The sequence below is a fragment of the Neptuniibacter sp. QD48_55 genome (assembly GCF_047778115.1).
In the GTDB taxonomy this organism is placed as follows: domain Bacteria; phylum Pseudomonadota; class Gammaproteobacteria; order Pseudomonadales; family Balneatricaceae; genus Neptuniibacter.
Map to the genome: position 1 here is coordinate 1,543,630 of NZ_CP180555.1, position 25,418 is coordinate 1,569,047.

Sequence of the window (25,418 nt, forward strand, 5' to 3'; positions counted from 1 at the left end):
CCAAACTGGCATAGTTATAACTCAGGGAAATGGAGTTAAGCACATATGCGCGAAAAGCTAGATCAGATCGTTGAAGCAGTCAGTCAGGTTTTATATGGAAAAGAGATTCAGATCAGGCAAGCGTTGACCTGTTTGATTACAGGAGGTCATCTGCTGATCGAGGATCTGCCTGGTATGGGCAAAACAACATTGTCCCATGCTTTAGCTAAGGTGCTCGGGCTCGATTACCAAAGAATCCAGTTCACTAGTGATATGTTGCCTGCTGATATTTTAGGGGCATCTATTTTTGATTCGGCTAATGGTCAATTTATTTTCCATAAGGGGCCGGTATTTGCTCAGCTTTTATTGGCAGATGAGATAAATCGTACAACACCAAAAACACAAAGCGCTCTGCTCGAAGCAATGGAAGAAAGGCAGGTTACGGTTGAAGGGCATAGTTATGAGCTCCCGCAACCTTTCTTTGTGATTGCCACCCAAAATCCTATCTCTCAATACGGAACGTTTCCGCTTCCTGAGTCTCAGTTAGACCGCTTCTTAATGCGCATCCATCTTGGATATCCTTCTTTAGAAGCTGAAAGAGAGTTGTTACTAGGTGGTGATGCGCGCAAGAAAATTCCGGATCTACAGGAGCAACTTGACCTTAGTGAGTTAGAACAGATCAGAGGGGAGTGCGCTCAAGTTTCTGTATCTGGAAGTGTGTTGGATTATATTCAAAGGCTGGTTAAGTACAGTCGAGAGTCTACAGAGTTTGAATATGGGATATCGCCGCGAGGCAGCTTGGCTCTGCTTAACACAGCTAAAACCTGGGCTTACATTAGTGGTCGGGATTATGTAATTCCTGAAGATATTCAATCTTTGCTTGGTCCGGTTTTTGCCCATCGTCTTCGCTCTTCAGAGGATTACATGGATCAGAGTGGCACTGCGCTGGTTCGTAAGTTACTGAGTGAGGTTGATGTGGTTGGCTGAGCAGTTGAATAGTCGATTTCAAGCGTGGATTGATAAGGTCGTTAGCGCTAGGCGGCCTAAAGGTCATTCCATTCTTTTAAATCAAAAGCGTATCTATATTTTTCCGACTGCTTCAGGTTGGAGTTTTCTCTTTCTTTGTATTCTCCTTTTTTTTATCGCAACGAATTATCAAAACAACCTTATCCATGCGGTTGCGTACTTGTTGGTAGCCCTTGGCGTGCTAACCATACATTACACCTATCTAAACCTATCAGGGTTACGAATCACTGCGCTAAGGGGTAAAAATTGCTTTGCTGGTGATTCAACTTACCTTTCGGTGCTACTGGAATCGGAAAATAACCGGAACTACGAAACTATTCAGTTGAACTGGAAGGGGCAACCTGAAGAAACCGTTCATCTTGAAAAAGAACAAGCGCAAGAAGTTGAGTTAAATCTGACTACCCAGAAACGAGGGCGTCTAAAGCCCGGTCCACTGAAGATAGAAACCACCTATCCATTTGGTTTATTAAGGGCTTGGAGTTGGATTGAGTTGGATCTAGATATAGTCGTGTTTCCAAAACCTCAAAAAGGACCGCGGCCTGATTTGAACAGCGGCGATCAAGACAGTCATTCTGGGGATAAAAGGACTGGTGATGATTTCTTTGGTTTGGAAGAGTATCAGCCCGGTCAGTCAACCAAACATATCGCTTGGAAGCAATATGCTCAGGGGCGAGGGTTGTTAGTTAAGCGCTATGTCGGACAGCAAAGCCGTCAGGTTTGGTTGAATTGGGAGTCTTGGCCTGATCTTTCTATAGAGCTTAGGCTTAGCGTGATTTGTTACTGGGCGATTCAATTAGAGCATGAAGGAATCGATTTTGGGTTGATGTTACCTAAAAAGAGAATCGAGCCTTCATCAGGCCCGGATCATTTAGAAAAGGTTTTAACGGTGCTAGCTGTATTTGGAGGTGCGAATGGCGACACAGGCCATGCATAACCAGCAGCTAAGCCGCACGGCACTATTATGGCAGTTGATTAGTGTATTTGTGGTTGTTCTGCCTCACATTAGTCACCTGCCTGTTTGGGTGCCAGCTATAGTGCTGTTCACATTAAGCTGGCGAGTAATGGTCTTTATTGGCCGTTGGTCGTTTCCGGCTAAATGGTTTAAATCTGTTTTGGTTTTTGTCGCAGGTGCATCCGTTCTGCTCAGTTATCAAGAGGGTGGGGGGATTAGCTCTACCGTCTCTTTATTGGTAGTAGCCTTCTCGCTTAAGTTGTTGGAGATCTACAAACGGCGTGACGCACTGGTTGTTCTCTATGTGGCATACCTCATAGCGGCCTCCATTTTTCTTTTCACGCAAACTATCTGGATGGCTATCTACACATTTTTCTGTTTGCTTGTGGTAAGTACGGCTTTGCAAGCAATACACATTCATCGCGCCATCCCGTTCTTTCAGCCGTTTAAGCGTACCAGTTTGATGTTTATTCCAGTGTTCCCATTAATGATTATTTTATTTATGGGTATGCCGCGTATCGATCCATTATGGCAGATCAGTTTTGATAAAAGCGCTGCCAAATCTGGATTGTCAGACACTATGGCGCCGGGTGATATAACTCAGTTGACGCGTTCCGCCGAGGTGGCATTTAGAGCAACATTTGAAGGTGTTAAACCGCCCCAATCGAGCTTATATTGGCGGGCTATTGTGCTGCATGACTTTGATGGACGTAATTGGAGTAATAAAGAAGGGAGTTTAGTAAATAGGGATAAAGCCATTGAATCTGAGCGTTCTAGCACAAACATCAGCTATGAGCTCATTCTAGAACCAACACAAGCGACTTATGTACCTGCTTTGGATTATGTAAGTAATATACCAAGAGAGTTGGAATTTCGTGCGGGGAGGGTATTAGAAACGCGACTACCACTGGCTCAACGAAAACAGTTTTCTTTGGAGGCTAAGCCTGCTTTTCTTATTGGTGCTGAACGAAACTATCAGAGTTTTTTTCAAGAGCTTAATCTTCCTGAGGGTAATCCAGATGCTATGGAATTGGCACGAAAATGGTGGCGAGAAACCGGTAATGAAGAAGCGTTTATCCAACGTATTCTCAAGTTCTTCAATCAAAGCTTTATTTACACGCTCTCTCCACCTCCTTTGGGTGTTAATACAGTGGATGATTTTCTCTTTAAAACTCAACGCGGTTTTTGTGGTCATTATTCAAGCGCTACGGCTTTTATGCTTCGTGCAGTTGGAATCCCCGCAAGAATTGTGACTGGTTACCAGGGAGGGGAATGGAACCATTATGAAAACTATCTATTGGTAAGGCAGTATGATGCCCATGCTTGGGTTGAGGCATGGCTTCCAAAAAAAGGTTGGATCAGGGTCGACCCAACTGCGGCAGTGTCTCCTGATCGTATTGAAGAAGCGTCTAGTGAAGTGTTATCTCGTGAACCTGAGTTCCTAAATGAAAGTCCATGGGAAAGCTTGGGTATCAAGAACGATGGTTTTCTAGCTTTATTAAGGTTGCGCATAGAGGGATTTAACTATGCTTGGCATCGTTGGGTTTTGCACTATCATCATCGACAGATAGATCTGCTACGTGATCTATTAGGCGAAGTGACTGCTTGGCGTTTAGTGTTATTTTTGCTTATCCCGTTTGCCATAGTGATTACAATCACGATTTTGTTAATGGCTCGTTCAAGTGCTGCGTCACCGCAAGATCCTTTTGACTCAAACATTGCCCGCTTATCTAATGGATTAAAATCTAAAGGTTTACAACGATCTAAAGGTGAGACGGTAGGTGATTACTGTTTGAGATTAGCTAATGTACGGCCTGATTTAGCTGATGTTTGTGGTCAAATTGCGAAGCAATACGAATGTGTTAAATATGCAGCTAAAGGCAATGGCCCGACAGTTTCTGAGTTTTCAAAGTCAATAGATCAATGCTTGATTTCTTTCCGATAATTCAAAATTTGAGTGTGGCTAGTCTGCTGCGTAATAAGGGCAGAGTTTCTTTTTCAAACCATGGGTTTTTCTTCAACCAGATCTGATTTCTAGGTGATGGGTGAGGTAAAGGAAAAAAATGATCAGGGGCTTTATCTGCATTTTTTACCCTTTCTGTCAGGGTCTTCTGTCCTGCTAAGGCTTCCACGTGTTTTAGGTAGTAGAGTTGAGCATACTGTCCGATTAGCAGGGTTAATTGGATCGAGGGCATCTCATTTAATAGGCGCTAATGCCAAGTCGGTGCATATTCTGGTCGGGGTGGGTTGTCTCCTGAGCGTCCCCTTCCTGGATAGCTGAACCCCATAGGTACGATTGCAACTTTGTCAGCATCGTAAAAAGTTTCTTTGTCTATTTTAAGCCAATCTCGTAATCTATCGCCGCTGGGGTCATCCCAAGGTATACCTGATTGATGCACTCGGCTACCAGGAGCTTGGCCGATGATCAGGAGCTTTGATTTAGCGGATGCTTGAACCACAGGGTGCGAGCCTAAAGGGAGCTCTTTTTCGCAGAGACTGCAGTTTCTGATTTGTTTAAGCAGTTGATCCAATTATTAACCCCCGTTGCCTATATCGTTACTATCGTTTGTCTTTAATAAACAGTCCAATCCTAATGAATGAAACTATAGAACAGTACAAAATAATTAGAAGTGCGCGCAGGAAAACAGCGGCTATTCAGGTGGATGAAAAGGGCGTATCTGTGCGTGTTCCTGTTTGGGTAACGGATCAATGGGTTCGAGATTGGGTTAATAAAAAACAGGATTGGATAGCTCGCCAACAGGCGGTTATGGCACAAAATCTTGAGTTGTTTTGTTTGAAAACTGAAAAAGGCGCTAAATTTTCATTTCTGGGCAAAGAATATGTTCTAGATTGGTGCGAAGGGGATCGGTGGGATGTCCATATTCAGGGTGATACGTTACTCGTGATAATGGGTAAGCGGAGGTCAAGTAGCAAAGTAGATACTGAAAGAGTAGAGGCTTTTTTGAAAAAGTGGTTTAAAGAGCAAGCAGTACAGATTATTTCGGAACGAGTTTCGTATTGGGCTTATAAGATGGGCGTTCAATATAAGTCATTGAAATATAGGAGTTTTAAACGAAAGTGGGGTAGTTGCTCTGCGCGAGGTGAAATTACCTTGAACTGGCGACTAGTATTTGCAGTTAAAAATATTATAGATTATGTGGTTATTCATGAGTTATCACACCTCACTCATTTAAATCACAGTCCTAGATTTTGGGCCCTAGTTGAAAAGTACTGCCCAGATTGGAGAGAAAAGCGTTCTTATCTTCAATCAAAAAATGCTTGGGTTCTTTGGTGACTGTTTGTTTGAATTGTTGAATGGTTGTGTTATTTTTGAAGTGATTTCATAGTGTTAACAAACCATGCAGAGCCAGTTACATAGGCTATGCTGTTTGGAAAAGGAGCTTTAGCACTATTAGCCAAATGAGATGGCGCAGGCAGCTATAAAAATAATGAGAGCGAAAATGAGCCTATACAAGAGTATCGAGAAATCCATATTCAATACGTTGACTAAGAAGATCTTAGGTAACGTCCTGTTCTTACTTTTACCCCACATCGTTTTACTGGTTATTGGTTACTACCACTTTGAGAAGCTTGAAGAAGGCCTCTCTGGAGTTGAAGCCGCTGCTGTACCTGTAGAGCTTATTCAGTCCCATCTGGATTCATTTAGCTTTTACGGTGCTTTAACAGTAGGATTCGCTCTTATTACAGGTATTGGCACAATCTTCTTTATGCGTCATCTATTCCTGCGCCCAATTTATGAAATGACAGAGATCCTGAAGGCGATTAAGGACAAAGATGGCGATATATCCGCTACGTTGCCTGAATACACCTATGACGAGATTTCAGAGATGGCGGAAAGCTATAACGGCTTCTCATCCAGTTTGAAAGCGATGATTGCTGAAAGCCGCCGCCGCAGTGTGAGTGTAGCGCTAAGCTCTACTCGCCTACAAAAGGTGCTCATCGAGGCACAGGGCTCTGCTAGTAAACAGGAAGAGCAAGCCCAGAAGGTATTCCAATCTTCTCAAGAGGCAACCCAAGCAATTGATAATATTGCAGGCAGTACGCTCGAAATATCTGAACGTAACACGCGCAACCTTGATGAGATACGCACTTCTAGCAATGAACTAGGTCGTGTGCAGAACCAGGTGGAAGCAATTAGGGAGCAGGTAACGGATTTCCAAGATACTGTTCATCAGCTTGAGATCAACTCGCGCAATATTACGGAGATCCTTGGCATGGTTAAGGATTTCTCCGATCAAACTAACCTTTTAGCACTTAACGCTTCCATTGAGGCTGCTCGTGCTGGTGAAGCTGGTCGTGGTTTCTCGGTTGTAGCTGACGAAGTGCGTAACCTTTCTCAGAAAGTAAGTACAGCAACCAGTGAAATTGATCAGAATATCAGCCAGATGTCTTCGTTGGTCGGTAGTACTAGAAATAGTGCTTCGACGATTCTAGAGTATGTAGGTTCTACAGAAGAGTTTATTGGTAGCACGAATGACCAGTTCCACGGGCTTGTAAGCGACTTTGAAGAGTTGAACAGTCAATTAAGTAGTATTAGCGCTGCTATCGACGAGCTGGCTTATACAAACCGTGAATCGCACAACCATGTATCTGAAATTACCAATATCTCTACATCAATGCATGGTGAGATCGAACAATCACGTCGTTTCTCTGAAGAGCTAGAGCATTCGACTGAGGAAACGCAAGAGCTTCTTTCTCGCTTCATCATCGGTTACGGTGGTTTTGAGGGTATGATCCAAACGGGTCGTCAATGGAGTCAGCAAGTTCAGGATGCGCTAGAAGAGCTAAGCAATCGTGGTTGTAACATGTTCGATACCAATTACGTGCGTACGAACGATGGTCAGATGCCAGAGAAATATGACACTAGCTATGCTGATCAATATGAAGCGATGATGCGTCCTTTATTCGACAGCTTTATCAGTCAGCGTTCTGAGTTTATCTATGCTATTGCTGTAGATCGTAATGGTTATGCAGCGGCTCACCATACTAAAGTGTCGGAGCGCATTACGGGTAACTTTGAGGTAGATAATTTGAAGAGCCGTAACCGTCGAATCTTTGCCGGTAACCGGGCGGAAGTTCGTCGAGCATCTTCTACGGCACCATTCTTACTGCAGACCTTTATCCGTGATACTGGAGAAATCTTGAATGACCTATCGATTCCTCTGTATATCAATGGCCAGCACTGGGGGGCTTTGATCATGGGCTTTGCCCCAGAAAACTTGCTTGATGATAAAAGTTAAATTTTCAAAGACATAAAAAAACGCGGTGTTAACCGCGTTTTTTTATGTCTGGTTTCCGATTACAGGTCGTAATCTGTGACCAGTTGTTCTACAAGTTGTTTTACCGTGTCGTAAGATAGCGGTTTGCTACAGATAGCTGAAACACCTGCGCTTTGCACGGCTGCTAATCGACTTTCATTTTGCTCGCTAGTTACCATCAATATTGGAACAGTAGGTTGCTCGCTATGGCTCCTAATATGCTCAACAAGCTCTTTTCCGTCGACATTGGGCATGTTGTAGTCAGTAATGATCAAATCATAACGACTGCCGTTAGCTATAAACTCTAGGGCCTCAGAGCCATCTTTTGCAGTATCAACTGACTGAATAGAAAGCGAGTCCAGCATCTGCTTGATGTAGTTGCGTGACATTTTACTGTCATCAACAATCAAAACTCTAAGCGCATCATATTCTTCTCTGTCACTGTCATGTTCAAAATCAGTGATGTAATCAAGCGTGCTTCTGAGAGCCATATCCATCTCTTCGCGGCTAAACGGCTTTGGCAGAATGCCGATGGCTCCTGCTTGGCGGATAGGCTCAAGATAGCGATAGTGGGTTTCAGAGGAGATTAAAAGAAAAGTGATGTGCTCTAAAGCGCCTAATCCACGCATCTGGGTCACAAGGTCTGTCCCTGTCATGTCTGGCAAATGCATGGAGGATAAAACTAAATCGGGTGGAGAAGATAGCATATGCTCGAGGGCCGGTTTAGCTTCCGAGAATTCCTCGATATTGTTAATGCCGAAACTGTTTAGATGGCCGATGATAATGTGGCGCTGAACCTTAGACGGTTCGATTACAGTGACATATATACTGCTTAATTCCATATCCTAATCCATTCACTGGTAACTTAGTGGGAGTCGCTAAGGGATAGATAGTTACCTAAAGTTTAGATCATGACAGAGATAACCCTAACAGAAAAGTGGTGAATACTGCTTTATTTTAATATTTAGTAATGTTTTTGAGTGCTTGATCCGAAAGTCGCTTTTTTTCTGGACTGCTGGTCGTTTTTTATCCGTATTACCTCCTGTTTCTGTTTGAATGTTGTGCCTTAAAGTTAATCATTAGCTTTTTAGTTGGAACTTTTTGTTAGTTTCCTGAATGATTTTGTCATATATATTTTTGATTAAGTCGAATTTAAGTTAGATATTGTCTAATCGATTTAAGTTTTAGCTAAATATTCAAGCATTAATTAGGTAACTGGCTGATAAGTAATGGATAACCATTTATAGGTCATTGTTTCTTGTGTGGGTTTTAGGTGGCTAAAAGTGTCTTCAAAGTTCATGGAGTTAAAGTACAGTTATTTATGTCATTAAATTAACGACATTAAGGAATTGTTTGTATGCTAATGCAGCTTGATCTAAATCAGTAAATTCTTATGTTTTGATGTTGTTTGTTTAATTAGGGGCGTAGCATAGGAAGAGAGAGGTAAAAAAACGGATTGATTTCTGCTTTTCGACCTCATGTGTTCCAAGCAAAAAAGGTCAGAGTAATGTGCCCAAATGGAAACGCCGATCTAACTAGGAGTTTGATTCTTAATGCTGCAACTCGCATCATCAGTCAAGATGGATTACAAGCGCTGACAGCGGGCAAGTTGATTGCAGAGGCAGGGGTTAGCAAAGGAGGGCTCTATCATCACTTTCGTACAATGACGGAAGTTGAAATTGAGGTACTCCAGCTGCTTTCTAGTAAGTTGCTCCTAACATTGCAGGGCTATCAAGCTCCGCAATCTAAGGAAGAATTCCTCGATCGGGTAGAGTCAGAGCTTTTTGATTGTTTAATTAGCCATGATGAAACTGCGCGAGCATTGTTCGGATATGTTTCGTCGTCTGTTTTTAACCAGCAGATACAAGTGCTATTACGCCAACTTCAGGATGATATCTCTCTACAGCGATTGCAGATTCTTCAAAAGGTTAGTGTGGGAACGTCTACTGCATCGCTGCAGAATACAGTGCAGATGATTGCAACCATTCAAGCGGGTTTAATGATGCGATTTTATGTGTCTGAGGATCCTGTAAGTGTTGGGAATTACTGGAGAGCTTGTCGATCTTCGCTTGAGGGATTATTAGGAATAAAAGAACAATCGAACATGAGTTGGGAGATCGTTCAGGCACCACCTACACCAGTTTCTTCTATCTGCTCCTAAGTAAATGAATAGACCTTGTAGCGCTGCTTGCAAGGTCATATTTCTCTTATTTATTGATTTGAAAGTTGCTCAGTCATTTGCGTTTTCAAAGTCGAAACGAACTTGTCGCTGTCTTTAAGTGCTTTGATCTCTACCTTATCTTCATCAGCTTTAAGGTAAAGCGTGATGATCTGCACCATGTTTTCTTTGTGTTGGTTAATCTCTTCGATTTCGCGAAAAGTAACGCGCGTTTCTGTCTCTTCAGAAGGTAGCTTTAACAGGATTGATTTAGGTGCAATCTCCACAGACATATTTTTCATTTGATCTTTGGTTTGTTCTAGGTGGTGTTTGTACCAACTAGCTAAGAGCAAGCCTACGCCGAGAGGTGCGAGAAGAAAGATCTTGGAAAGGTTCATCATCATCAACATTAGCGCAGCGCCAACAAAGCCTAATTGGCAGTTTGTCAGTAGTGATAGTTTTTTCTCAAAGAAATCTTTGTCCCAGTGATAAATAGAATCTGATTTGTCCACGCTATTACCTCTCAATAATCAGGCATGAGTCTCGCTTTAAAGGTAATCTTTTGCAAGTATGAAAAGCAGGACAAAAGTCGTGTAACTTGATGTACTATCAAATAGTCTTCGAAGCTTAGATAAAAAGCCCAAATCTGCCCTACAAAATGTAAAGGAGTACTGAATGTCACGTTCTAAATTGCTGGGCTCTGTGCTGGTTACCTGCGCGCTGATAGCGGGATGTGATGATAATAAGGACGTTGTAAATGCTGCTAAACAGAATGCGGCAAGTGATAAGGTCCAAAATGCCGTTGCTGAAGCCTTAGGCATTCTCGATATATCGGAACGTGAATATGGTGATGTTAATGCGCTGACACTCCTGTTTAATTCTCCTTTAGATCCGGATCAAAAGTTTGAACGTCATGTGGTGATTTCACCAGATCTGGGTACGCCGGTGCTCAGTAAAGATGGACGTTCTCTTAGATTTATTGGTCCAGAGCCGCTTCAAAAATATGATATTCAAATTAAACAAGGCCTAAAAAGCGCTACAGGGGCAGTGCTTGAAACAGGCGTAAGCAAATCGTTAAAGGCTAGAGATTTACCTAAGCTAGTCGCGTTCGAAGCGGATGGTGCCGTAATGATTCCAGGTAAGGTGGAATCCTTACCTCTGATTGCAGTCAATGTGCCGGAAGCAGAGATCAATATTTATCGGGTAAAGCCGGAAAGCAGCGTTCAGTTTTTTGATGAATATCAATCACTGAAAAGTGGCGATCGATGGTATTTCGACGAAGATGCCCTGGCACGTTCAGTCGATCACGTTTACACAGCACGTATTCGGATTGGAGAAGATAGAAACAAGCGTAATAGAGCTGGATTTGCCGTTGCCTCTGTCCCTAATATTGATCAAGGCGGTGTTTATTTAGCAACGGTTCGTGAGCCCGGTGGGTTTAGTTATCAAGCAACCTGGTTTAGCGTTTCTGCTATAGGTCTGCAAGCCAGAGACTATGGAAAGAGTACGACCTATATTGCCCAAAATGCTGCAACCGGAGATCTACTTAAAGGCGTAACCCTTAATATCCTTGATCGTAATAGTAAGGTGATCGCAACGGGTGAAACAGATGAACAAGGTAGCTGGCAAGTTGATAATGAGTGGCAACGAAAGAGCCCTCGCTTGATCCTAGCGCAACATAATCAGCAGGTGAGCGTTCTCAAATACCACGCACCTTCTCTAGATCTGTCTGATTATCCTGTTCATGGCAGGCCGACTAAAGAAGTAGAAATTTTTACCTTCGCCCCTCGAAATATCTACCGTCCCGGTGAGGAGTTAGTCTTTGGTTCACTTATGCGTGATCAAGACGGCAACTTACTTTCAGGGCCTTTAAAAATAGAGTTAATTAAACCCGATGCAGATTCAGCAGGAACATGGCGAATTGAGCCTTCAAAGCCAGGTTACTATGAGTTCCGATATGATTTTCCAAGTAATGCGATCTTAGGTGGTTGGCAAGCTAAAGTATTTAGCCCAGCAAGTAAGAAAAATGCGGCTTATTTTGATTTCAAAGTAGAGGCCTTTTTACCAGAGCGCCTTCGTCTGGTATTTGATCAAGCAGCATCACCGCTAAGTTTTGATCTGAACGATAAAATCAAAATACCTGTAAAAGGGGAATACTTGTACGGTGCAGTTGCTGCTGGGAATCGTCTGGATACACAGGTGACATTAAATGCGTGGACAGAACCGTTTGCAAACCTAAAAGGTTTTAAATTTGGCGTACCTTCTTCAGTAGATTGGCAGCAGTTTAGTCTATCGTCTGTAAATCTGAATGATACAGGTGAAACCTCAACTGAGTTCAATCTATCTCAATATAACCCGCAATCTTTTGAAAGCCCCGCTCGTATTAATGTGCGCTATAGCTTGTTCGAAAGCGGCGGTCGCGCTATTAACCGATCTCGTTCAGCACTTTTCTGGCCCAAAGCTAGTTTTGTCGGTGTGAAGCCTTCTTTCGAAAATGATCAATCTGGGAAAGATGACAAGGTTAGTTTTGAATTGGTGAGAGCTGATAAACAGGGCCAATTACTGAACTCTGGAGAAGTCAAAGCAACGCTTTATCGATTGGAAGAGAAGTATTTCTGGAGTCATACCCCTGAGCGCGGTTGGCACTATCAAATCGAGAAAAATGAATACCCTGTAGCGACTGAATTTATTCGGTTAGCATCAGATCAGCCTCAGCAATTGTCCATGCCAGTCGAATGGGGTCCATACCGTTTAGAACTGGATGATATTACTGGTAAGAGTAAAACCGTTTATACCTTCCAAGCGGGCGAACCTTGGTATTACAGCTGGCAGACAGCTTCGGATCGTATCCGCCCTGATTTGGTGACCTTGGCGTTAGATAAAGAGTCATATCAAGCGGGAGACCGCGTTAAAGTAAAACTGGCTTCGCCAACCGAGGGCAAAGCGGTGGTACTTCTTGAAACCGATCAGGTTCTACATTCCCAAGAAGTTCTGTTAAACAATCGTGAAGCTGAGGTAGAGATTCCTCTACCTGCAGATCTAAATCGTCACGATGTTTATATTAGTGCCTTTGTCGTCGCGCCAACAGAGCATAAAGACAAAGTAAGTAAGCGTAGTGTAGGTATTGTACATCTTCCTTTGGATCGTGCTGATCGTGAACTCGATGTAACCATTGAAGTTGCTGAATCACTACTTCCAGAAACCAAAGCTAACTTAACCCTTAAAGTCACTGACAAAGCAGGTAAGCCTGTCGAGGGTGATTACTACATCAGCCTAACAGCAGTTGATAGCGGTGTGTTAAGTTTGACGGGCTATAAGCAAGCCGATCCTTTTAACTTCTTCTACGGCCGTCGTTCTTATAAACCGAAAATCAGCGATATGTACAATGATTTAATTGAGCCTCATATGTATAAGGACGCTCAGATTCGTTGGGGCGGTGATGGTGAGCTAGAGCGTGGTGGCGAAGTGCCTCCGACTGAAGTAGAGATTTTGAGCCTATACCACTCTCCAATTTCTTTGGAAAATGGAGAAGCGACGGTTGAACTTGATCTGCCAGCATTTGATGGCGAGCTGACGTTAACTGCGTTGGCGATGTCTGAAAATAGCTTTGGTTTAGAGAGTGAAACAACCAAAGTTGCTTCTCCTGTAGTGGCTCAGTTATCCATGCCTCGCTTTTTAGCTGTCGGAGATCAAACGACCTTAGCGTTGGATTTAGCCAATGTGTCTGATGAAGCTCAAAATATATCTGTGAAGTTAACTCATCAGGGTGTAGTGAGTTTAAGGCAAGATAGTTTTGAACTGTCACTGGATAAAGGCGAGAAGCAGGTATTGCCTTTGGTTGCCGATGCAGTTGAGTTGGGCGAAGGGTTAATCAGTGCAGAGATTACTTTCGGTGATGTTCAGTTAAATCGTGAATGGGTGCTAGGTGTACGCTCGGCATATCCAGCGGTTTACGGCTCAAATATGCGTGTATTGGCAGAAGGGGAAAGCATTCAATTTCCTTCCGGAGCTATTCAAGACCTCACCAAACTTCAATCGCAGTTACGTGTGGCGAATACGCCGGATCTGAATGCTCAGCAGCATTTTAAAACCCTGATGAGTTATCCATATGGTTGCTTAGAGCAAACTACCAGTAAGTCACAACCTTTGGCGTTGTTATTGGCAGGTGAGAAAGCTCCGGCTTACACGCGTTCTATCACTAATTCTCAATTTGAAAATGGTATTAATGCTGCGATCAGTCGTTACAGCGAGTTGCAGCTAGGCAATGGTGGTTTTGGTTTGTGGGATAAGTTCTCGCCAGAAGAGCATTGGTTAACGGCTTACGCGACAGATTTCTTGCTGTATTTAGATCGTTCAGGTTTTGCTGTACCTAACGCCATGCTGACTAATTCTGTAGGTCGTCTACGTGCTTACGTACATAACCGTAAAGCGATTTCGGTTAGAACTTGGTCAGATATCCCTTCCCATTATGAAATATCCTACAAAGCTTATGCTGCTTATGTTTTGGCTAAGCAGGGTGAAGTGACCTTAGGGCCATTGCGCGATCTGGCAGAGCAGCAACTCAACGACTCTCGTGGTGTGCTGCCGGGAGTGCACTTAGGGTTAGCAATTTTTGAAACCGGTAGTTTGCAAGAAGGCGAAAACCTAGTGAAGCAGGCTCTGGAAAATGAAAGAGCTGAGGGTTATCTAGGGGATTATGGCTCGGTCATTCGCGATAAAGCGATGGCGATCCATACCATTCTGGAACAGCCTAATGCCCGTTCATTACACAACGTTGCCTTGCAACAGATCCCCGACCTACTCGCTCTTTTGAAGCAACATCGTTGGCTCAGCACACAGGAAAAGGCGGCTTTACTGCACTTGTCGAATGCCCTTAATCAAATGGATAAAGAGGGAGAATGGCAGGGGAAATTGCTTCAAGGTGAAATTGAGACGCTGCTGGAAGCTACGACCGAGCTAGGTCGTAATCTTGATAGTTCAGAACTAGCATCTACTGTGTTCACCAATATAAAAGACAAACCGGCTTATGCAAGTTTCCATTGGACGGGTATCCCTAAACAGATGCCAAAACGCGTGAATGAAGGGATCAATTTAGATATAGATCAATTCCGTGTCTTGGATGGTAATGCGCAATTACTGAAGAGGAATCAGGTATTAAAAACAGGCGATTTATTGTTAACACGTGTGAGGCTTTATAGCGAAGAACGTGTGCCAGATGGTTTGTTGGTGAGTTTGCTACCTGCTGGGGTAGAGCTTGAAAATCAGAACCTTCAGCATGCGCTTAAGTTAAAGGATATTCGTATTGACGGAGAGACCGTGTTTCAGAAGGCGATGATCTCCTATCAAGCCTTTAAAGATGATCGTTATGTTGCCGCCGTTGATATTCCAGAAAAACGCGAGCAGGTGGTTTATTTCTTAAGCCGAGCTGTAACGCCAGGGCATTACTTAGTACCACCTGTACAGGCTGAGTCAATGTACAAACCGGCCCACCGGGGTGTTGCTAATAGTATTGAGTACTTAACAGTTATCCCTTAAACGAGGGCTCCTTGAATCTATAATCTATGTACCTAAACGTATGCACCTTAAGCGTTTGATGTGAGGAAAGATGCGATTTGTTTTTCAATTTACCTGTTGTGTGCTTTGTCTTATCGCGGCAGGTTTATGGATAGCAGATCGTGCTTTCCCCTTACATGACAATTCAGCCGGAGGAGCAGCTACGGTTGTTCTCGACCGTAATGGCGAACCCTTGCGTACCTTCGCTGATCACAATGGCGTATGGCGATACCCCGTCTCCATTGATCAAGTTTCGCCTCGGTATATAGACGCGCTCCTTAATTACGAAGATCGTTATTTTTACCAACACCCCGGCGTCAATCCATTGAGTTTGCTGCGAGCGGGTTGGCAGTGGTTTTCAGAAGGTAGGATTATCTCTGGTGGTTCTACGTTGACCATGCAAGTGGCGCGTTTGCACTATCCGAGCCCGCGTAGCGTAAGGGGTAAGTTGCAGCAGATATTAAGAGCATTGCAGTTGGAATGGCATTTGTCTAAAGATGAAATTCTAACCCTATATCTCAATAAGGCGCCCTTTGGTGGAACCATCGAAGGGGTGCAAGCTGCGAGCTTACAATATCTACAAAAGCCAGCTTCACAACTACGCTTTTCTGAAGCTGCTCTACTAGCTGTTTTACCTCAGGCGCCTTCACGCTTGAGGCCAGATAGGCATCCAAAACTAGCACAGCAATATCGAGATAAGGTATTGGATCGTTTGCTTAGCTTTCAAATTTGGGGTGAAGAAAGTGTTAAACGGGCAAAGCAAGAAGATGTCGCTGTATGGCCTCTATCCAACCCGATACACGCGCCACTTTTGAGTCGACGCTTGAAACAGTCGGAACCTGAAAACAAAGTTATACGTTCGACGATTGATAGTGGTATCCAGCAGCAGTTCTCTGATCAGATAAAGCGTTATGTATCTCGACAGGCTAAAGGCATTTCGGCGGCGGCATTGTTAGTTGATAATCAGAGCCGTCAGGTTATTTCGTACGTGGGGTCTGCAGACTTTCTAAATGAACAGCGCTTCGGTCATGTCGATATGGTCACAGCGATACGCTCTCCGGGCTCCACCTTAAAGCCCTTTTTATATGGTTTGTCGATGGATGACAGTCTTATCCATAGTGAGTCCCTATTAGCGGATGTGCCTATAGTGACTGGGCAATATCGGCCTGGTAATTTCAGCCAAGGATTCTCGGGGCCTGTATCCGCATCCTCAGCATTACAACGCTCACTTAATTTGCCATTTGTTCAAATGATACAGCATTACGATTCTCAGCGTTTTGCTAACAAACTCGATCATGTTGGTGCTTCTCTGCGAATTCCCGGTGGGCGCGCTAATCCCGCAATTATCTTAGGTGGTGCTGGCAGCTCTTTAGAGCATTTAGTAACGCTCTACACGAGCTTGGCGAATTCAGGCAGAGTTGCGCCATTAAAGTATTCTGTCGCTGGTGGAGTTGAAGACGCCGGTGATGATGAATCTGGGCAACTACCTCGGCAATTGATGAGCACCGAAGCTGCATGGATTACTTGGAATGCCCTTGCAAATATAGATCCGCCAGATCAATTTATCGATGGTTACTCTCGGGCTCACCTTCCCAAAATTGGTTGGAAGACTGGCACCAGTTGGGACTATCGCGATGTCTGGGCAGTGGGCGTATCTAAAAGATATACGCTAGGGGTCTGGCTCGGTAGGCCTGATGGTTCGCCAATGGAGAAAACTATGGGACGTGTTTTGGCAGGTCCTTTATTGTTCCAGCTCTATCAATTGCTTGAGTCCGAAGCCGATACAATCACAAAACCTGAGGATGTTGTGGAGCAGTCTGTCTGTTGGCCGGATGGTAGGGTTGTGATGTCTAGTGATCAGGCCTGCGATCAAGTTAGAGTTGCTTATACGATTGCTAAAAATACCCCGCGTACTTTGGATCCTGAGCCTCTAGGGCAAAACCGATTTTATAACCCGCAATATAATTATTTAGTGGATCAACAATCAGGCTTAAGGGTGACAAGGGAGTGCGATATTGGTCCTATGAAAAGCCAATCAAGTTTTGTTTGGCCTGCAGCGATGGAGCCTTGGATATCTAAACAGTGGCGAAGGGATGAGCGTATTCCCCTTTTTAATAGCGAATGCAAAACAATCTTACAAACCAGTGCACTTTTAAGATTGCATGGAATCAACCCGCAACAGGTATATCACACCAACGGTTTGGAGATGATAGAAGTGGATGTTAGAGCCGAGGGAAGTGAAGGAAATCTTAATTGGTATCTCAATGGCAAGTTGCTTGAAGGTTCCAGCAATAAACAAAAGCTGACTCTGCAGGGAGGCCAAACTTATCAGCTTTATGTTCAAAGTATTTCAGGGGCGAGCGCTCAAATTGAATTTAGCGTCCTGTAATGACTTGAATAAAATCGTATAGCTCTACACTCCAGCACCCGATAAAATATAGAGACTAACTGTAGAGGCTGTTGAATGAAAAAGTTAATTATTGGTTTGGTTTCCGCTGTTTTATGTATGCCTGTTTTCGCAGCAGACCCATATTGGGAAGAGGGTAAAACAGATCAAAGTTATGAGATCGATGTCTACCATAGCCCGACTTGTGGTTGCTGTAAGGAATGGATCACCCATCTTGAGCAACACAATTTCAACGTAAATAGTATTGAGATGCATGATGTATCGCCAATCAAGCAGCGTTTAGGTGTACCTGCTCAAGGTGCGTCTTGTCATACTGGTGTAGTAAATGGCTTGGTCGTTGAAGGTCATGTACCGGCGCAGGATATTAAAAAGTTATTGGCTGATAATTCCGATAATATCCGTTTGTTGACTGTACCAGGCATGCCATCAGGTGGCCCAGGTATGGATATGGAAGGCGCTCGAAAGGACGATTTTAAAGTCTATGCGGTATCAGATAAAAACGAAGTCAGCGTTTATTCGGAATATGCAGATTACTAAATCCAGTTTTGAATATAAAAAAGGCGAACCATAAGGTTCGCCTTTTTTGTTTTTAGATGAACTCGAAATTACTTACGAATACCTTCAATATGAAGTTCTAGGTATACAGTTTCAGCTGCAGGGCCTAGCTGGTAGTTCATACCAAAATCTTTAGGTTGGATCTCTGTAGTACCTTCGAAGCCTGCACGGTAGCCGCCCCAAGGGTCTTTGCCTTCACCTACTTTTTGCACGTCGATAGAGATCTCTTTGCTTGTTCCGTAAAGTGTCAGCATGCCTTTCATTACGCCGCTGCCATCTTCATTTGGCGTGTATGAAGAGCTAACAAAAGACGCTTTAGGGTGTTTAGCTACGTCTAGGTATTCATCGCCACGGATATGCTTATCACGCTCAGCGTGGTTAGAGTCAAACGAGTTAACATCAATATCAACATTTACTTTAGATGCCGCAGGGTTTGCAGCATCGTAGCTGAATTCACCCGAGAATGTGTTGAAACGGCCAGTTAACCAGCTAGTGCCCAAATGGCTGATGCGGAATTGAATAGATGCATGCGCACCTTTTGTATCAATAACGTAATCCGCAGCATAAAGAGGGGACGTAGTGATTAGAGAGGCTAGCGCCAACCCTTTAATAAATTTAGATTTCATCAATGTTCCTCGCGTAGCGCTAGCATGCGCTTTAGTGTTGTATCTTTATCTATGTAATGGTGCTTTATTGCAGCGAATGCATGTAATGCTGCTAGCACGATGAGTGTTGTTGCTATCAAAAAGTGAATCTCACCTGCAATATCCTCCTGCTGTTCCATTGCGAAGGGTAGTGCTGGAATACTAAACCAAGTAAAAACTTCTATTGCTCGACCATCAGCGGTAGAAATCAGGTAGCCCGAACACAAGGTAAGTAGAAGTAAAACTTCGAGCAATACATGTGCGGCTTTTGCTGCAATTGCCATCTTTTTTGGTTGCGGCAGGGCTTTTGGCGAGCGGTTGAATAAACGCCACAAGATGCGTGTAATCAACAAACCTGCTAGTAGGATGCCGATACTTTTATGCCAGATCGGCACCGTCCGGTATTCGGGATCGTAATAGCTTAAGCTTTCTATATATAAACCGAGGGGGTAAAGGCCAATAACCGATAATGCAATGAACCAATGAAGTAGGACTGGGCCCCATCCATAGCTGTCATTATCATTCAATATTTTGTGGTTAAATGGCATCTACTTCTATCCTCAAATTATCTTAGCTATGCAACCATAAATAACATTGTGCTGCAGTCAAGTTTACGAATCTTTACAAGTTGTTAGCGTCATCTTTTGGATTTGCTTTTCAAACTTTAATGGCTAATCATAAATGCGTCTAATGCATATTTTATATTTCGGTTATTCGTTTAATGAATTTACGTTCGGTCGACCTAAATCTCCTCGTTGTGCTACAAGCGTTGTTAGCTGAGCGCCATGTTTCTAAAGCAGCTGAACGCCTGCAGATGAGCCAACCAGCTGTGAGCAGAGCGTTACAGCGATTGCGTCAAACACTTGATGATCCTCTCTTAGTTAGAACTGGAAATGGCTATGACCTTAGTGCGCGTGCTGTTGATCTGGAAAAGCAGTTAAAGCCATTGTTACAGGATGTCGCATCGATTATGCAGCCGGAGGAATTCAACCCAGAACTAGCCGAGGGCGTAGTTAAGCTAACAGGCTTGGATTTAGAATTGATTCTGTTGATGCCAGATGTGGTAAGGATGCTGCGTGAAAAGGCACCGAGCTTACGGGTAGAGATTGTTTCTCAGCGACCAGAACATTTCGAATACCTCGCAAAAGGTGAAGTGCATTTTACAATCACTGGGCTATCTCCTGATTCAGGGCAAGACCAATTCAGACGCTTTCCAATTGCACGTACAGGTCATGTTTGTGTTCTGGATCAAACTAACCCTTTAGCCAGCCAAGGTTCTATTAGTTTGAATGATTACGCACAGGCATCTCATGGACTTGTTTCCATTACTGGTAAGGGCCCTGGCATGATGGATATCGAATTAGAAAAATTCGGTTTGGATCGGAAGGTGATGCTGAGGCTCGCAAGTTTTATGTCGGTTGCGGAGTTTGGTCAGGGGTCTGATCTGATTTTTACACTGCCCGAAGTAATGGCCCAGCATTTGGTAAAAAGCAGCAGCCTAGTGATTAAGCCGCTGCCTATTGAATTTGATCTACCTGAGGTTGTGCTCTACCTCTATTGGCATGAGCGCTTCCATCAAGATCCAATGTGCCGCTGGGTGAGGGCTCAGCTGTTATCGATTTTTCAGCCTGATTTATAAGTGAGAACCTGACATAAGCTGCATGGTCTCATTACTCCAGCTCAAAGCATCATAATAAGCATCGGCATAAATTTCTTGAATATGAGGTGGCAGCTTAAATGCCGATTGGCCAATCATGTAGAAGTTGACTGCTTGCAGTAAACGACCAGCAGGACCTTCGTAACTTGTCACTGCTTCGACAATTTCATCAGAGACGGATAGTTGCTCAAGTAAGGAGTCTTGTTCAATCTCAAGTAGCGCGTCCAGCATTGAAATTACGCCCGTAATAAAAGCGAGTTCAGAATCAATCTCTTCAGTGCGATAAGCGACGGATTCGCACATTCTTGCTGTCATTAGGATCTGACGAATTAGTTCGCTCGGTTTCTCATCATTACTAGATAGGGCAAGTAGGGTGGCCCACTTGTTGATCTCGTTCATGCCTAAGGCAATGATCGCCTGACTTAAACTCTCTATCTTATTAGGCAGGTTATATTGCGCAGAATTGACGATACGCAACAGTTTGAAGGTCAGTTGTGGGTCGCGAGATGAGATGTCTGCTAGTACTGCAGGAGTAACATCTTGATCCTGAAGCGCCGCTAATAGGTGAATTACAATGGCCTGGCTGGACGTTAACTTTTTACCTTCGACTAGCGTGGGTCTAGACAGGAATGTGCCCTGGAAAAGCCTGAACCCTAAGGCATGGCAGCGCTCATACTCATCATGAGTCTCAACATTCTCAGCGAGAGAAACTACCTTAAAAGGGCGCATGCTTTCCAAGTGAGAAACAATCGCTTCATCACTATGTTTGCGAATATCGACTCGCACCATATGCGCAAGTTTAAGCAGTTCATCATAGTCACTACTGTAAGTGAAATCGTCTAAAACTAAGCGGTAGCCAGCATCCACATATTTTTTAAGTGAGCCAAGCAATTCAGGCGTGATATTAGGCTGCTGCTTAACATCCAGAACTAAATTGTGTCGCGAAAGACTTGGTAGGCTTTCGGTACGAATAAAGCCTTCAGTGACATTCAGAAACGCGGGTAAGGATTTTAATTTGCCTGAATCGTAGATGCTGGTGAAATTATTGATCAGAACATTACAGGATTCTTGGTCGCCTTTTAAAAACTTGGCTACAGCTTCACCATGTTCCGACTGATATAACAGCTCGTACGCCACGACATTGAGTTCGCGGTCAAAAATTGGTTGTCGGGCAAGTCCTAGCTGGTTTAAATGTTCTTCCATGTGCATTTATCCTGTTGTTTGTTCATACAACAAATCCTAGATCGTTTAACTCTAACAGCAGAGCCACTATAAAAGCGATGGTATTAAGAAACCCTTAACAAATTAATCAGTGGTTTTGTTATCTGGTCGTATCAGTATAGGTTAGATCCTAATCATCGACGGCTAAAATGAAGAGAAACATCAGGAGTTCAGTAGAGACCTTGAGGGTTGAGTCATGGGTCTGAATATGAATTTTATTTCTATAAAAACAGAGAGTTAAATAATTGCATTTGCATCTCAAAAAATCACTGGTATACTGCGCGCCTGTCTTGAGTGATCTAGCTCAGACAAGGCCCTTCAGGCCCGCTATGGTGGCCCTGCTGGTCCTTCCGCAATGATAAATCGTGAACCTGGTCAGGCCCGGAAGGGAGCAGCCACAGCGGTGGATTCATGTGCCGGAATGTGGCTGGTGGGGTCATCACCAATCCCATGGTTTACAACGTTTTTCTGCTGATTTCTTGCTCTGCTGACGCCAAGTGCCACACATGGTTTATTTCGGATCTGCTGCATATCTTGAACAGTCACGACACGGCGTTTTTTCTTTTACTTCTTCATCTAACTGTGAATAACAGAAGGGTATGCTGTATTAGAGATAAGCTATGGATTCATATCTAAAATCCCGTCCTTCCTATGATTAATTAATACGTCATTTATGTTCTTAACATAGGAAGGGGGGAGGCTAGAAACTAAACTACTTCTTTAAGTTTGGTGATCTTTACAGATGATAGGTCAAACTCAATTTCTATTGGTTTATCAGTAGATCTTCGTCCACTTGAGTATGGTGACCTTTTAGAAGTAAGCTCATTACGCATAGTGCCATTTACGTGCCTTCGATCACATTTTCTCTTTCGGCGTTCAATTCCTTTGTGTTGGCTGTTTTTGAAGGAGACTATCCACTCTTTTGCGTGATTCAGAGTTGGTAGATTTGGGCTGATACGTTCATTGAGATCATTTACCCAGTAAAACGTGAATTGGTAGTCCTCAAAGTCTTTAACGAGTTTTGCCATATTTAGATTGAGTATTACTTACTTGGAAAATTAAATTGGCGCTATTCTAAGTCAATTGAAGGTTTGTGTTTATAAGAAAAACTCTTATTTTGGCTTTTTTTGTGCGGCGCAATAAATATTGGTGACTGTGGTTTGATATTTGAAGGTGCTAGATCGTTTGTTCTACGGGCCAGATAATTATTAACTTTGAGAAAGAGCATAAATGCTTATTGTCTGGTTTCTAGTACATTTCTTCGATTTAAATTAGATGAGTTTAATGCTTATGTTGCAGTGCGGTGATAAATTTTGATGCATCTCTTAGTAAGGATATCGGAGCTTGTTAAGGAAGGAGACAAGTCAGGAATGGAGGGCATATTGGTGGACTCAAAAGCGACTTTCAATATGTCAATCCATACACATACTGATATCTTATTCTTTTGCTACATTGGTTTTTAATCGATACAGCACAAAGAAAAGTATGCCGAATGTGATAAGGAATATATACGGACAATAGATAATTCCAGCGAGGCCGCTGAAACTAGTCACGACGAGTAATAATATATCTTTTATTTCTTCCATGAGATTAGAACGTTCCTTAGTTCTTCCCAAAAATCAAAACGGTCATTTGAATTCTAGCTTAGTTTTATCCTTGAACAAAGCAAGGCTACTCTATAGGTCTATGTTTTTACGCTAAGAGTACGAGGTTTATTAGAGTCTGCTGATTGTTCACCAATCTTCTTCAGCGCCAGAATCAAGCCTGATCCCACTACCATGACAATGGCTGAAAGATATAAGCCTAGATTGTAGTTCCCCAAAGTCTCGGCTAATAGCCCGGTTAAAAATGGCGCAATTATTTGAGCGCAGCCATAAGCAAGGGTCATCTTGCCCATGAATTTAGAAGGATTACTAGGGAAGAAGTGGCCCGCCATAGTCAGCACGAGGCTTACGCAGGCAACAAAGGTGCCTCCAAACAAAATTGCAGACAGGGCAATTAATGGGAATGCATCGCTCAGTGTAGGAATCATGATGCCAATGATTTGCAGGCTATAAGCACCTAATAAAGCTTTTAAATAGCCGTACTTGCGTGCGACTCTATCCCAAAGAACCACAGCTGGAATAGCAGCAAGCCCTATTAAGACAAAGGATAAGGCGCCTTGACCTTCTAAACCTTCGAGACCTTCAATGATATCGACGATAAAAGTCGCACTAACGACATAACCATAACCCGCACAGAAGTATGCCAGTAAGAATAGGCGAGTAAATTTTTTGCTGGGTGGATTGTCTTTAGGTGCTGCCTGAGCGTGATCAGAATGGTTGTTAGGGTGAGGTATCCATAACCATGCCGGCACTGCGATAATTGCTGCTACGGCGGCAAAAAATAGCCATTGCTGCTGCCAATTAGCAGAGAATTGTAAAAGGATTTCTACGATGATGGCTGAGACAGCTATGCTCATGCCTATCCCCGAAAAGTGGATGCCGAGCTCGCCCCTGTGACCATTGTTGACCAGCCATTTTAAGATTAGCCCAGAGGAGATGATTAACCCGCCTGAAGCACAGATCCCTGCTATTAAGCGCATAAAAGACCAAGTATAAAGGTCGTTAGAGATAACCATTGCTGCACTTGTTACCACGCTGAGTACCAAATATAACTTCTGCAACACATACTTGTGGTGAAGATTGTTAAGGTTTGCCGCAATTAGAACACCAATCATATAACCAATGTAGTTCACGGTAGCGAGCCAGCCGCCGCCAGTTTCAGTAAGGCCTGCTTCTGCCTGCATGATTGGCAGTAAAGGTGTGTAGGAAAAGCGAGCGACTCCCACTGTAACAACTAGGCTGCATATACCTGCAAAATAGACCTGACTTTTTGTAAGTGTGTTGTTCATAAATGCTTTTTGGCTTTTATTGTATTTATGTTCAACAACCATAGCGCTTTCTGATAATCTTAAAAAGTGAATCTTTTAGAATTAAAACTTCAATAAAAGAGAACTATATGGAGATTGTAGCGTTACGCACGTTTAAGGCTGTTGTTGATGAGGAGGGTATTAAAGGTGCCTCTGAAAAGCTTAATACAGTGCAGTCTAATATCACTACTAGAATTCAGAAGTTAGAAGACGAACTTGATTCTAAATTATTTATTCGGGTAGGGAGAAAGCTCGAGCTTACAGCGACAGGCCAGCTTTTATACAAATATGCCTCCCAGATTTTGCAGCTGGAGTATCAAGCTTCAACCGCTATCTTAAAAAGCAAAGGGAACTACGAACTTCGTATAGGCATGCCTGAAACTTTTGCTGCAGTTCACCTACCCACGACGCTAAAACAGCTTAAACGTAAGCATCCAGAAATCATTCCTCGAATCTATACAGATACAAGTGACCGATTAGCACTCGCTATTTTGAATGATCAGTTAGATTGCGCGTTAGTCGGAAATGCTAAGTCGCATGAGGATCTACGGATAATACCCGTTGTTCATGAGTCGCTTGTGCTTGTAACACCAGTAGATCAAGAATATGAGCCCGTTCTGTTTGTGAGAGAAGAGGGCTGTGGTTATAGGAAGTGTGCCCTGGCTTGGCAAGAATTAGGCGATAGATTTACTGATGAGATGATGGTGATGAGTAGTGCCGATGGCATTCTTGGCTGTATTGCCGCCGGATTAGGTTACACCGTTATCGGCGAAAATATGGTGACAGGGAGTCGTTATGAAAATGCACTTAAATCAGTGCCCGTTACCCAAGGACTGCAAAGAATAGAGATCTCGGTTATCTATCGAAAAGGTCATCCCTTAGAACAAGGTATTTTAAACTTTGTCAGCCAATTTCCTGAAAATAAACAATAAAGTAGCTTGAGCCTTCAGTGTTTGAATTGAAAACATTAAGCATTACCCTCTGGTTGCAATAGTAAAGTCGCTTTAGCGTTATAGTTTGAATTGTTTGTTAATTGTCCAATAAATCCTTCCGTACTGTATAGATCGTAATCAGCC

17 protein-coding genes, 1 other RNA gene and 1 pseudogene are annotated in these 25,418 nt (G+C 43.3%); 12 read left to right on the forward strand and 7 right to left on the reverse strand.

The features are described from left to right. Nucleotides 1-45 precede the first annotated feature (45 nt). Genes ACMXYW_RS07080 through ACMXYW_RS07090 form a run of 3 tightly spaced genes read left to right on the forward strand, consistent with a single transcriptional unit; the run spans nucleotide 46 to nucleotide 3,902 of the window. A complete protein-coding gene (locus ACMXYW_RS07080) occupies nucleotides 46-966 on the forward strand; it encodes an AAA family ATPase (RefSeq protein ID WP_415905712.1) in 921 nt (306 codons plus the stop codon). Further along, a complete protein-coding gene (locus ACMXYW_RS07085) occupies nucleotides 953-1,939 on the forward strand; it encodes a DUF58 domain-containing protein (RefSeq protein WP_415905882.1) in 987 nt (328 codons plus the stop codon). Before ACMXYW_RS07080 ends, ACMXYW_RS07085 begins: the two co-directional genes overlap by 14 nt. Continuing rightward, nucleotides 1,917-3,902, forward strand: a complete 1,986-nt coding sequence (locus ACMXYW_RS07090) for a transglutaminaseTgpA domain-containing protein (protein WP_415905713.1) — start codon at nucleotides 1,917-1,919, stop codon at nucleotides 3,900-3,902. Before ACMXYW_RS07085 ends, ACMXYW_RS07090 begins: the two co-directional genes overlap by 23 nt. A gap of 1 nt (nucleotide 3,903) precedes the next feature. On the opposite strand, the pseudogene ACMXYW_RS07095 reads toward ACMXYW_RS07090, so the two are convergent. Then, nucleotides 3,904-4,416: pseudogene (locus ACMXYW_RS07095) on the reverse strand (uracil-DNA glycosylase family protein). 134 nt (nucleotides 4,417-4,550) lie between these two features. Between ACMXYW_RS07095 and ACMXYW_RS07100 the strand changes: the two are divergent. Together ACMXYW_RS07100 and ACMXYW_RS07105 are read left to right on the forward strand one after the other, a co-directional pair. Further along, the gene (locus ACMXYW_RS07100) at nucleotides 4,551-5,252 is read left to right on the forward strand and encodes a M48 family metallopeptidase (RefSeq protein WP_415905714.1); all 702 of its coding nucleotides are present in this window, start codon (nucleotides 4,551-4,553) and stop codon (nucleotides 5,250-5,252) included. A 166-nt stretch (nucleotides 5,253-5,418) separates the two neighbouring features. Next, nucleotides 5,419-7,218, forward strand: a complete 1,800-nt coding sequence (locus ACMXYW_RS07105; protein ID WP_415905715.1) for a methyl-accepting chemotaxis protein — start codon at nucleotides 5,419-5,421, stop codon at nucleotides 7,216-7,218. A 59-nt stretch (nucleotides 7,219-7,277) separates the two neighbouring features. Here ACMXYW_RS07105 and ACMXYW_RS07110 read toward each other — a convergent pair whose 3' ends face one another. Then, nucleotides 7,278-8,078 (reverse strand): response regulator, encoded by an 801-nt coding sequence (locus ACMXYW_RS07110; protein WP_415905716.1) that lies wholly within the window; start codon nucleotides 8,076-8,078, stop codon nucleotides 7,278-7,280. 665 nt (nucleotides 8,079-8,743) lie between these two features. On the opposite strand from ACMXYW_RS07110, the gene ACMXYW_RS07115 reads away from it, so the two are divergent. Next, complete coding sequence (locus ACMXYW_RS07115; RefSeq protein WP_415905717.1) at nucleotides 8,744-9,397, forward strand: TetR/AcrR family transcriptional regulator; 654 nt, start codon at nucleotides 8,744-8,746, stop codon at nucleotides 9,395-9,397. 50 nt (nucleotides 9,398-9,447) lie between these two features. Here the strand turns inward: ACMXYW_RS07115 and ACMXYW_RS07120 are convergent, their stop codons facing one another. Further along, nucleotides 9,448-9,906, reverse strand: a complete 459-nt coding sequence (locus ACMXYW_RS07120) for a hypothetical protein (RefSeq protein WP_415905718.1) — start codon at nucleotides 9,904-9,906, stop codon at nucleotides 9,448-9,450. Nucleotides 9,907-10,069: 163 nt separating this feature from the next. Here ACMXYW_RS07120 and ACMXYW_RS07125 point away from each other — a divergent pair, with 163 nt between their 5' ends. From ACMXYW_RS07125 to ACMXYW_RS07135, 3 genes are all read left to right on the forward strand, one after another. Next, nucleotides 10,070-14,929: an alpha-2-macroglobulin family protein gene (locus ACMXYW_RS07125; protein WP_415905719.1), complete on the forward strand. Its 4,860-nt coding sequence runs from the start codon at nucleotides 10,070-10,072 to the stop codon at nucleotides 14,927-14,929. Between the two features lie 70 nt (nucleotides 14,930-14,999). After that, nucleotides 15,000-17,336 (forward strand): penicillin-binding protein 1C, encoded by a 2,337-nt coding sequence (gene pbpC, locus ACMXYW_RS07130; protein WP_415905720.1) that lies wholly within the window; start codon nucleotides 15,000-15,002, stop codon nucleotides 17,334-17,336. 75 nt (nucleotides 17,337-17,411) lie between these two features. Beyond that, entirely contained in the window at nucleotides 17,412-17,891 is a 480-nt protein-coding gene (locus ACMXYW_RS07135; RefSeq protein WP_415896351.1) for a DUF411 domain-containing protein, read from the forward strand. A 68-nt stretch (nucleotides 17,892-17,959) separates the two neighbouring features. Here the strand turns inward: ACMXYW_RS07135 and ACMXYW_RS07140 are convergent, their stop codons facing one another. Both ACMXYW_RS07140 and ACMXYW_RS07145 read right to left on the reverse strand, forming a co-directional pair. Continuing rightward, nucleotides 17,960-18,535: a YceI family protein gene (locus ACMXYW_RS07140; RefSeq protein WP_415905721.1), complete on the reverse strand. Its 576-nt coding sequence runs from the start codon at nucleotides 18,533-18,535 to the stop codon at nucleotides 17,960-17,962. Then, nucleotides 18,535-19,101 carry a cytochrome b gene (locus ACMXYW_RS07145; protein WP_415881478.1) on the reverse strand — a complete coding sequence of 189 codons (567 nt, stop codon included), beginning with the start codon at nucleotides 19,099-19,101 and terminating at the stop codon, nucleotides 18,535-18,537. Before ACMXYW_RS07145 ends, ACMXYW_RS07140 begins: the two co-directional genes overlap by 1 nt. Nucleotides 19,102-19,274: 173 nt before the next feature. On the opposite strand from ACMXYW_RS07145, the gene ACMXYW_RS07150 reads away from it, so the two are divergent. Continuing rightward, nucleotides 19,275-20,192, forward strand: coding sequence for a LysR family transcriptional regulator (locus ACMXYW_RS07150; RefSeq protein WP_415896350.1), 918 nt, complete (start codon nucleotides 19,275-19,277; stop codon nucleotides 20,190-20,192). Here the strand turns inward: ACMXYW_RS07150 and ACMXYW_RS07155 are convergent. Further along, on the reverse strand, nucleotides 20,187-21,413 hold the full coding sequence (locus ACMXYW_RS07155; protein ID WP_415905722.1) for an EAL and HDOD domain-containing protein: 1,227 nt from the start codon (nucleotides 21,411-21,413) through the stop codon (nucleotides 20,187-20,189). The two genes, ACMXYW_RS07150 and ACMXYW_RS07155, sit on opposite strands and share 6 nt — an antisense overlap. A gap of 357 nt (nucleotides 21,414-21,770) precedes the next feature. On the opposite strand from ACMXYW_RS07155, the gene ffs reads away from it, so the two are divergent. Continuing rightward, nucleotides 21,771-21,867, forward strand: an RNA gene (gene ffs / locus ACMXYW_RS07160) — signal recognition particle sRNA small type. A 1,248-nt stretch (nucleotides 21,868-23,115) separates the two neighbouring features. On the opposite strand, the gene ACMXYW_RS07165 is transcribed toward ffs, so the two are convergent. Continuing rightward, entirely contained in the window at nucleotides 23,116-24,366 is a 1,251-nt protein-coding gene (locus ACMXYW_RS07165; RefSeq protein WP_415905723.1) for a YbfB/YjiJ family MFS transporter, read from the reverse strand. A 65-nt stretch (nucleotides 24,367-24,431) separates the two neighbouring features. On the opposite strand from ACMXYW_RS07165, the gene ACMXYW_RS07170 reads away from it, so the two are divergent. After that, nucleotides 24,432-25,274: a LysR family transcriptional regulator gene (locus ACMXYW_RS07170; RefSeq protein ID WP_415898426.1), complete on the forward strand. Its 843-nt coding sequence runs from the start codon at nucleotides 24,432-24,434 to the stop codon at nucleotides 25,272-25,274. Nucleotides 25,275-25,418 lie beyond the last annotated feature (144 nt).

Bases quoted from the DNA above. Each gene is read 5' to 3' on its own strand.
- ACMXYW_RS07090 (WP_415905713.1), top strand. From the start codon at position 1,917: ATGGCGACACAGGCCATGCATAACCAGCAGCTAAGCCGCACGGCACTA.
- ACMXYW_RS07170 (WP_415898426.1), top strand. From the start codon at position 24,432: ATGGAGATTGTAGCGTTACGCACGTTTAAGGCTGTTGTTGATGAGGAG.
- ACMXYW_RS07140 (WP_415905721.1), bottom strand. From the start codon at position 18,535: ATGAAATCTAAATTTATTAAAGGGTTGGCGCTAGCCTCTCTAATCACT.
- ACMXYW_RS07155 (WP_415905722.1), bottom strand. From the start codon at position 21,413: ATGGAAGAACATTTAAACCAGCTAGGACTTGCCCGACAACCAATTTTT.
- ACMXYW_RS07165 (WP_415905723.1), bottom strand. From the start codon at position 24,366: ATGGTTGTTGAACATAAATACAATAAAAGCCAAAAAGCATTTATGAAC.
- ACMXYW_RS07145 (WP_415881478.1), bottom strand. From the start codon at position 19,101: ATGCCATTTAACCACAAAATATTGAATGATAATGACAGCTATGGATGG.
- ACMXYW_RS07135 (WP_415896351.1), top strand. From the start codon at position 17,412: ATGAAAAAGTTAATTATTGGTTTGGTTTCCGCTGTTTTATGTATGCCT.
- ACMXYW_RS07115 (WP_415905717.1), top strand. From the start codon at position 8,744: ATGTGCCCAAATGGAAACGCCGATCTAACTAGGAGTTTGATTCTTAAT.
- ACMXYW_RS07125 (WP_415905719.1), top strand. From the start codon at position 10,070: ATGTCACGTTCTAAATTGCTGGGCTCTGTGCTGGTTACCTGCGCGCTG.
- ACMXYW_RS07110 (WP_415905716.1), bottom strand. From the start codon at position 8,078: ATGGAATTAAGCAGTATATATGTCACTGTAATCGAACCGTCTAAGGTT.
- ACMXYW_RS07150 (WP_415896350.1), top strand. From the start codon at position 19,275: ATGAATTTACGTTCGGTCGACCTAAATCTCCTCGTTGTGCTACAAGCG.
- pbpC (WP_415905720.1), top strand. From the start codon at position 15,000: ATGCGATTTGTTTTTCAATTTACCTGTTGTGTGCTTTGTCTTATCGCG.
- ACMXYW_RS07100 (WP_415905714.1), top strand. From the start codon at position 4,551: ATGAATGAAACTATAGAACAGTACAAAATAATTAGAAGTGCGCGCAGG.
- ACMXYW_RS07080 (WP_415905712.1), top strand. From the start codon at position 46: ATGCGCGAAAAGCTAGATCAGATCGTTGAAGCAGTCAGTCAGGTTTTA.
- ACMXYW_RS07105 (WP_415905715.1), top strand. From the start codon at position 5,419: ATGAGCCTATACAAGAGTATCGAGAAATCCATATTCAATACGTTGACT.
- ACMXYW_RS07085 (WP_415905882.1), top strand. From the start codon at position 953: ATGTGGTTGGCTGAGCAGTTGAATAGTCGATTTCAAGCGTGGATTGAT.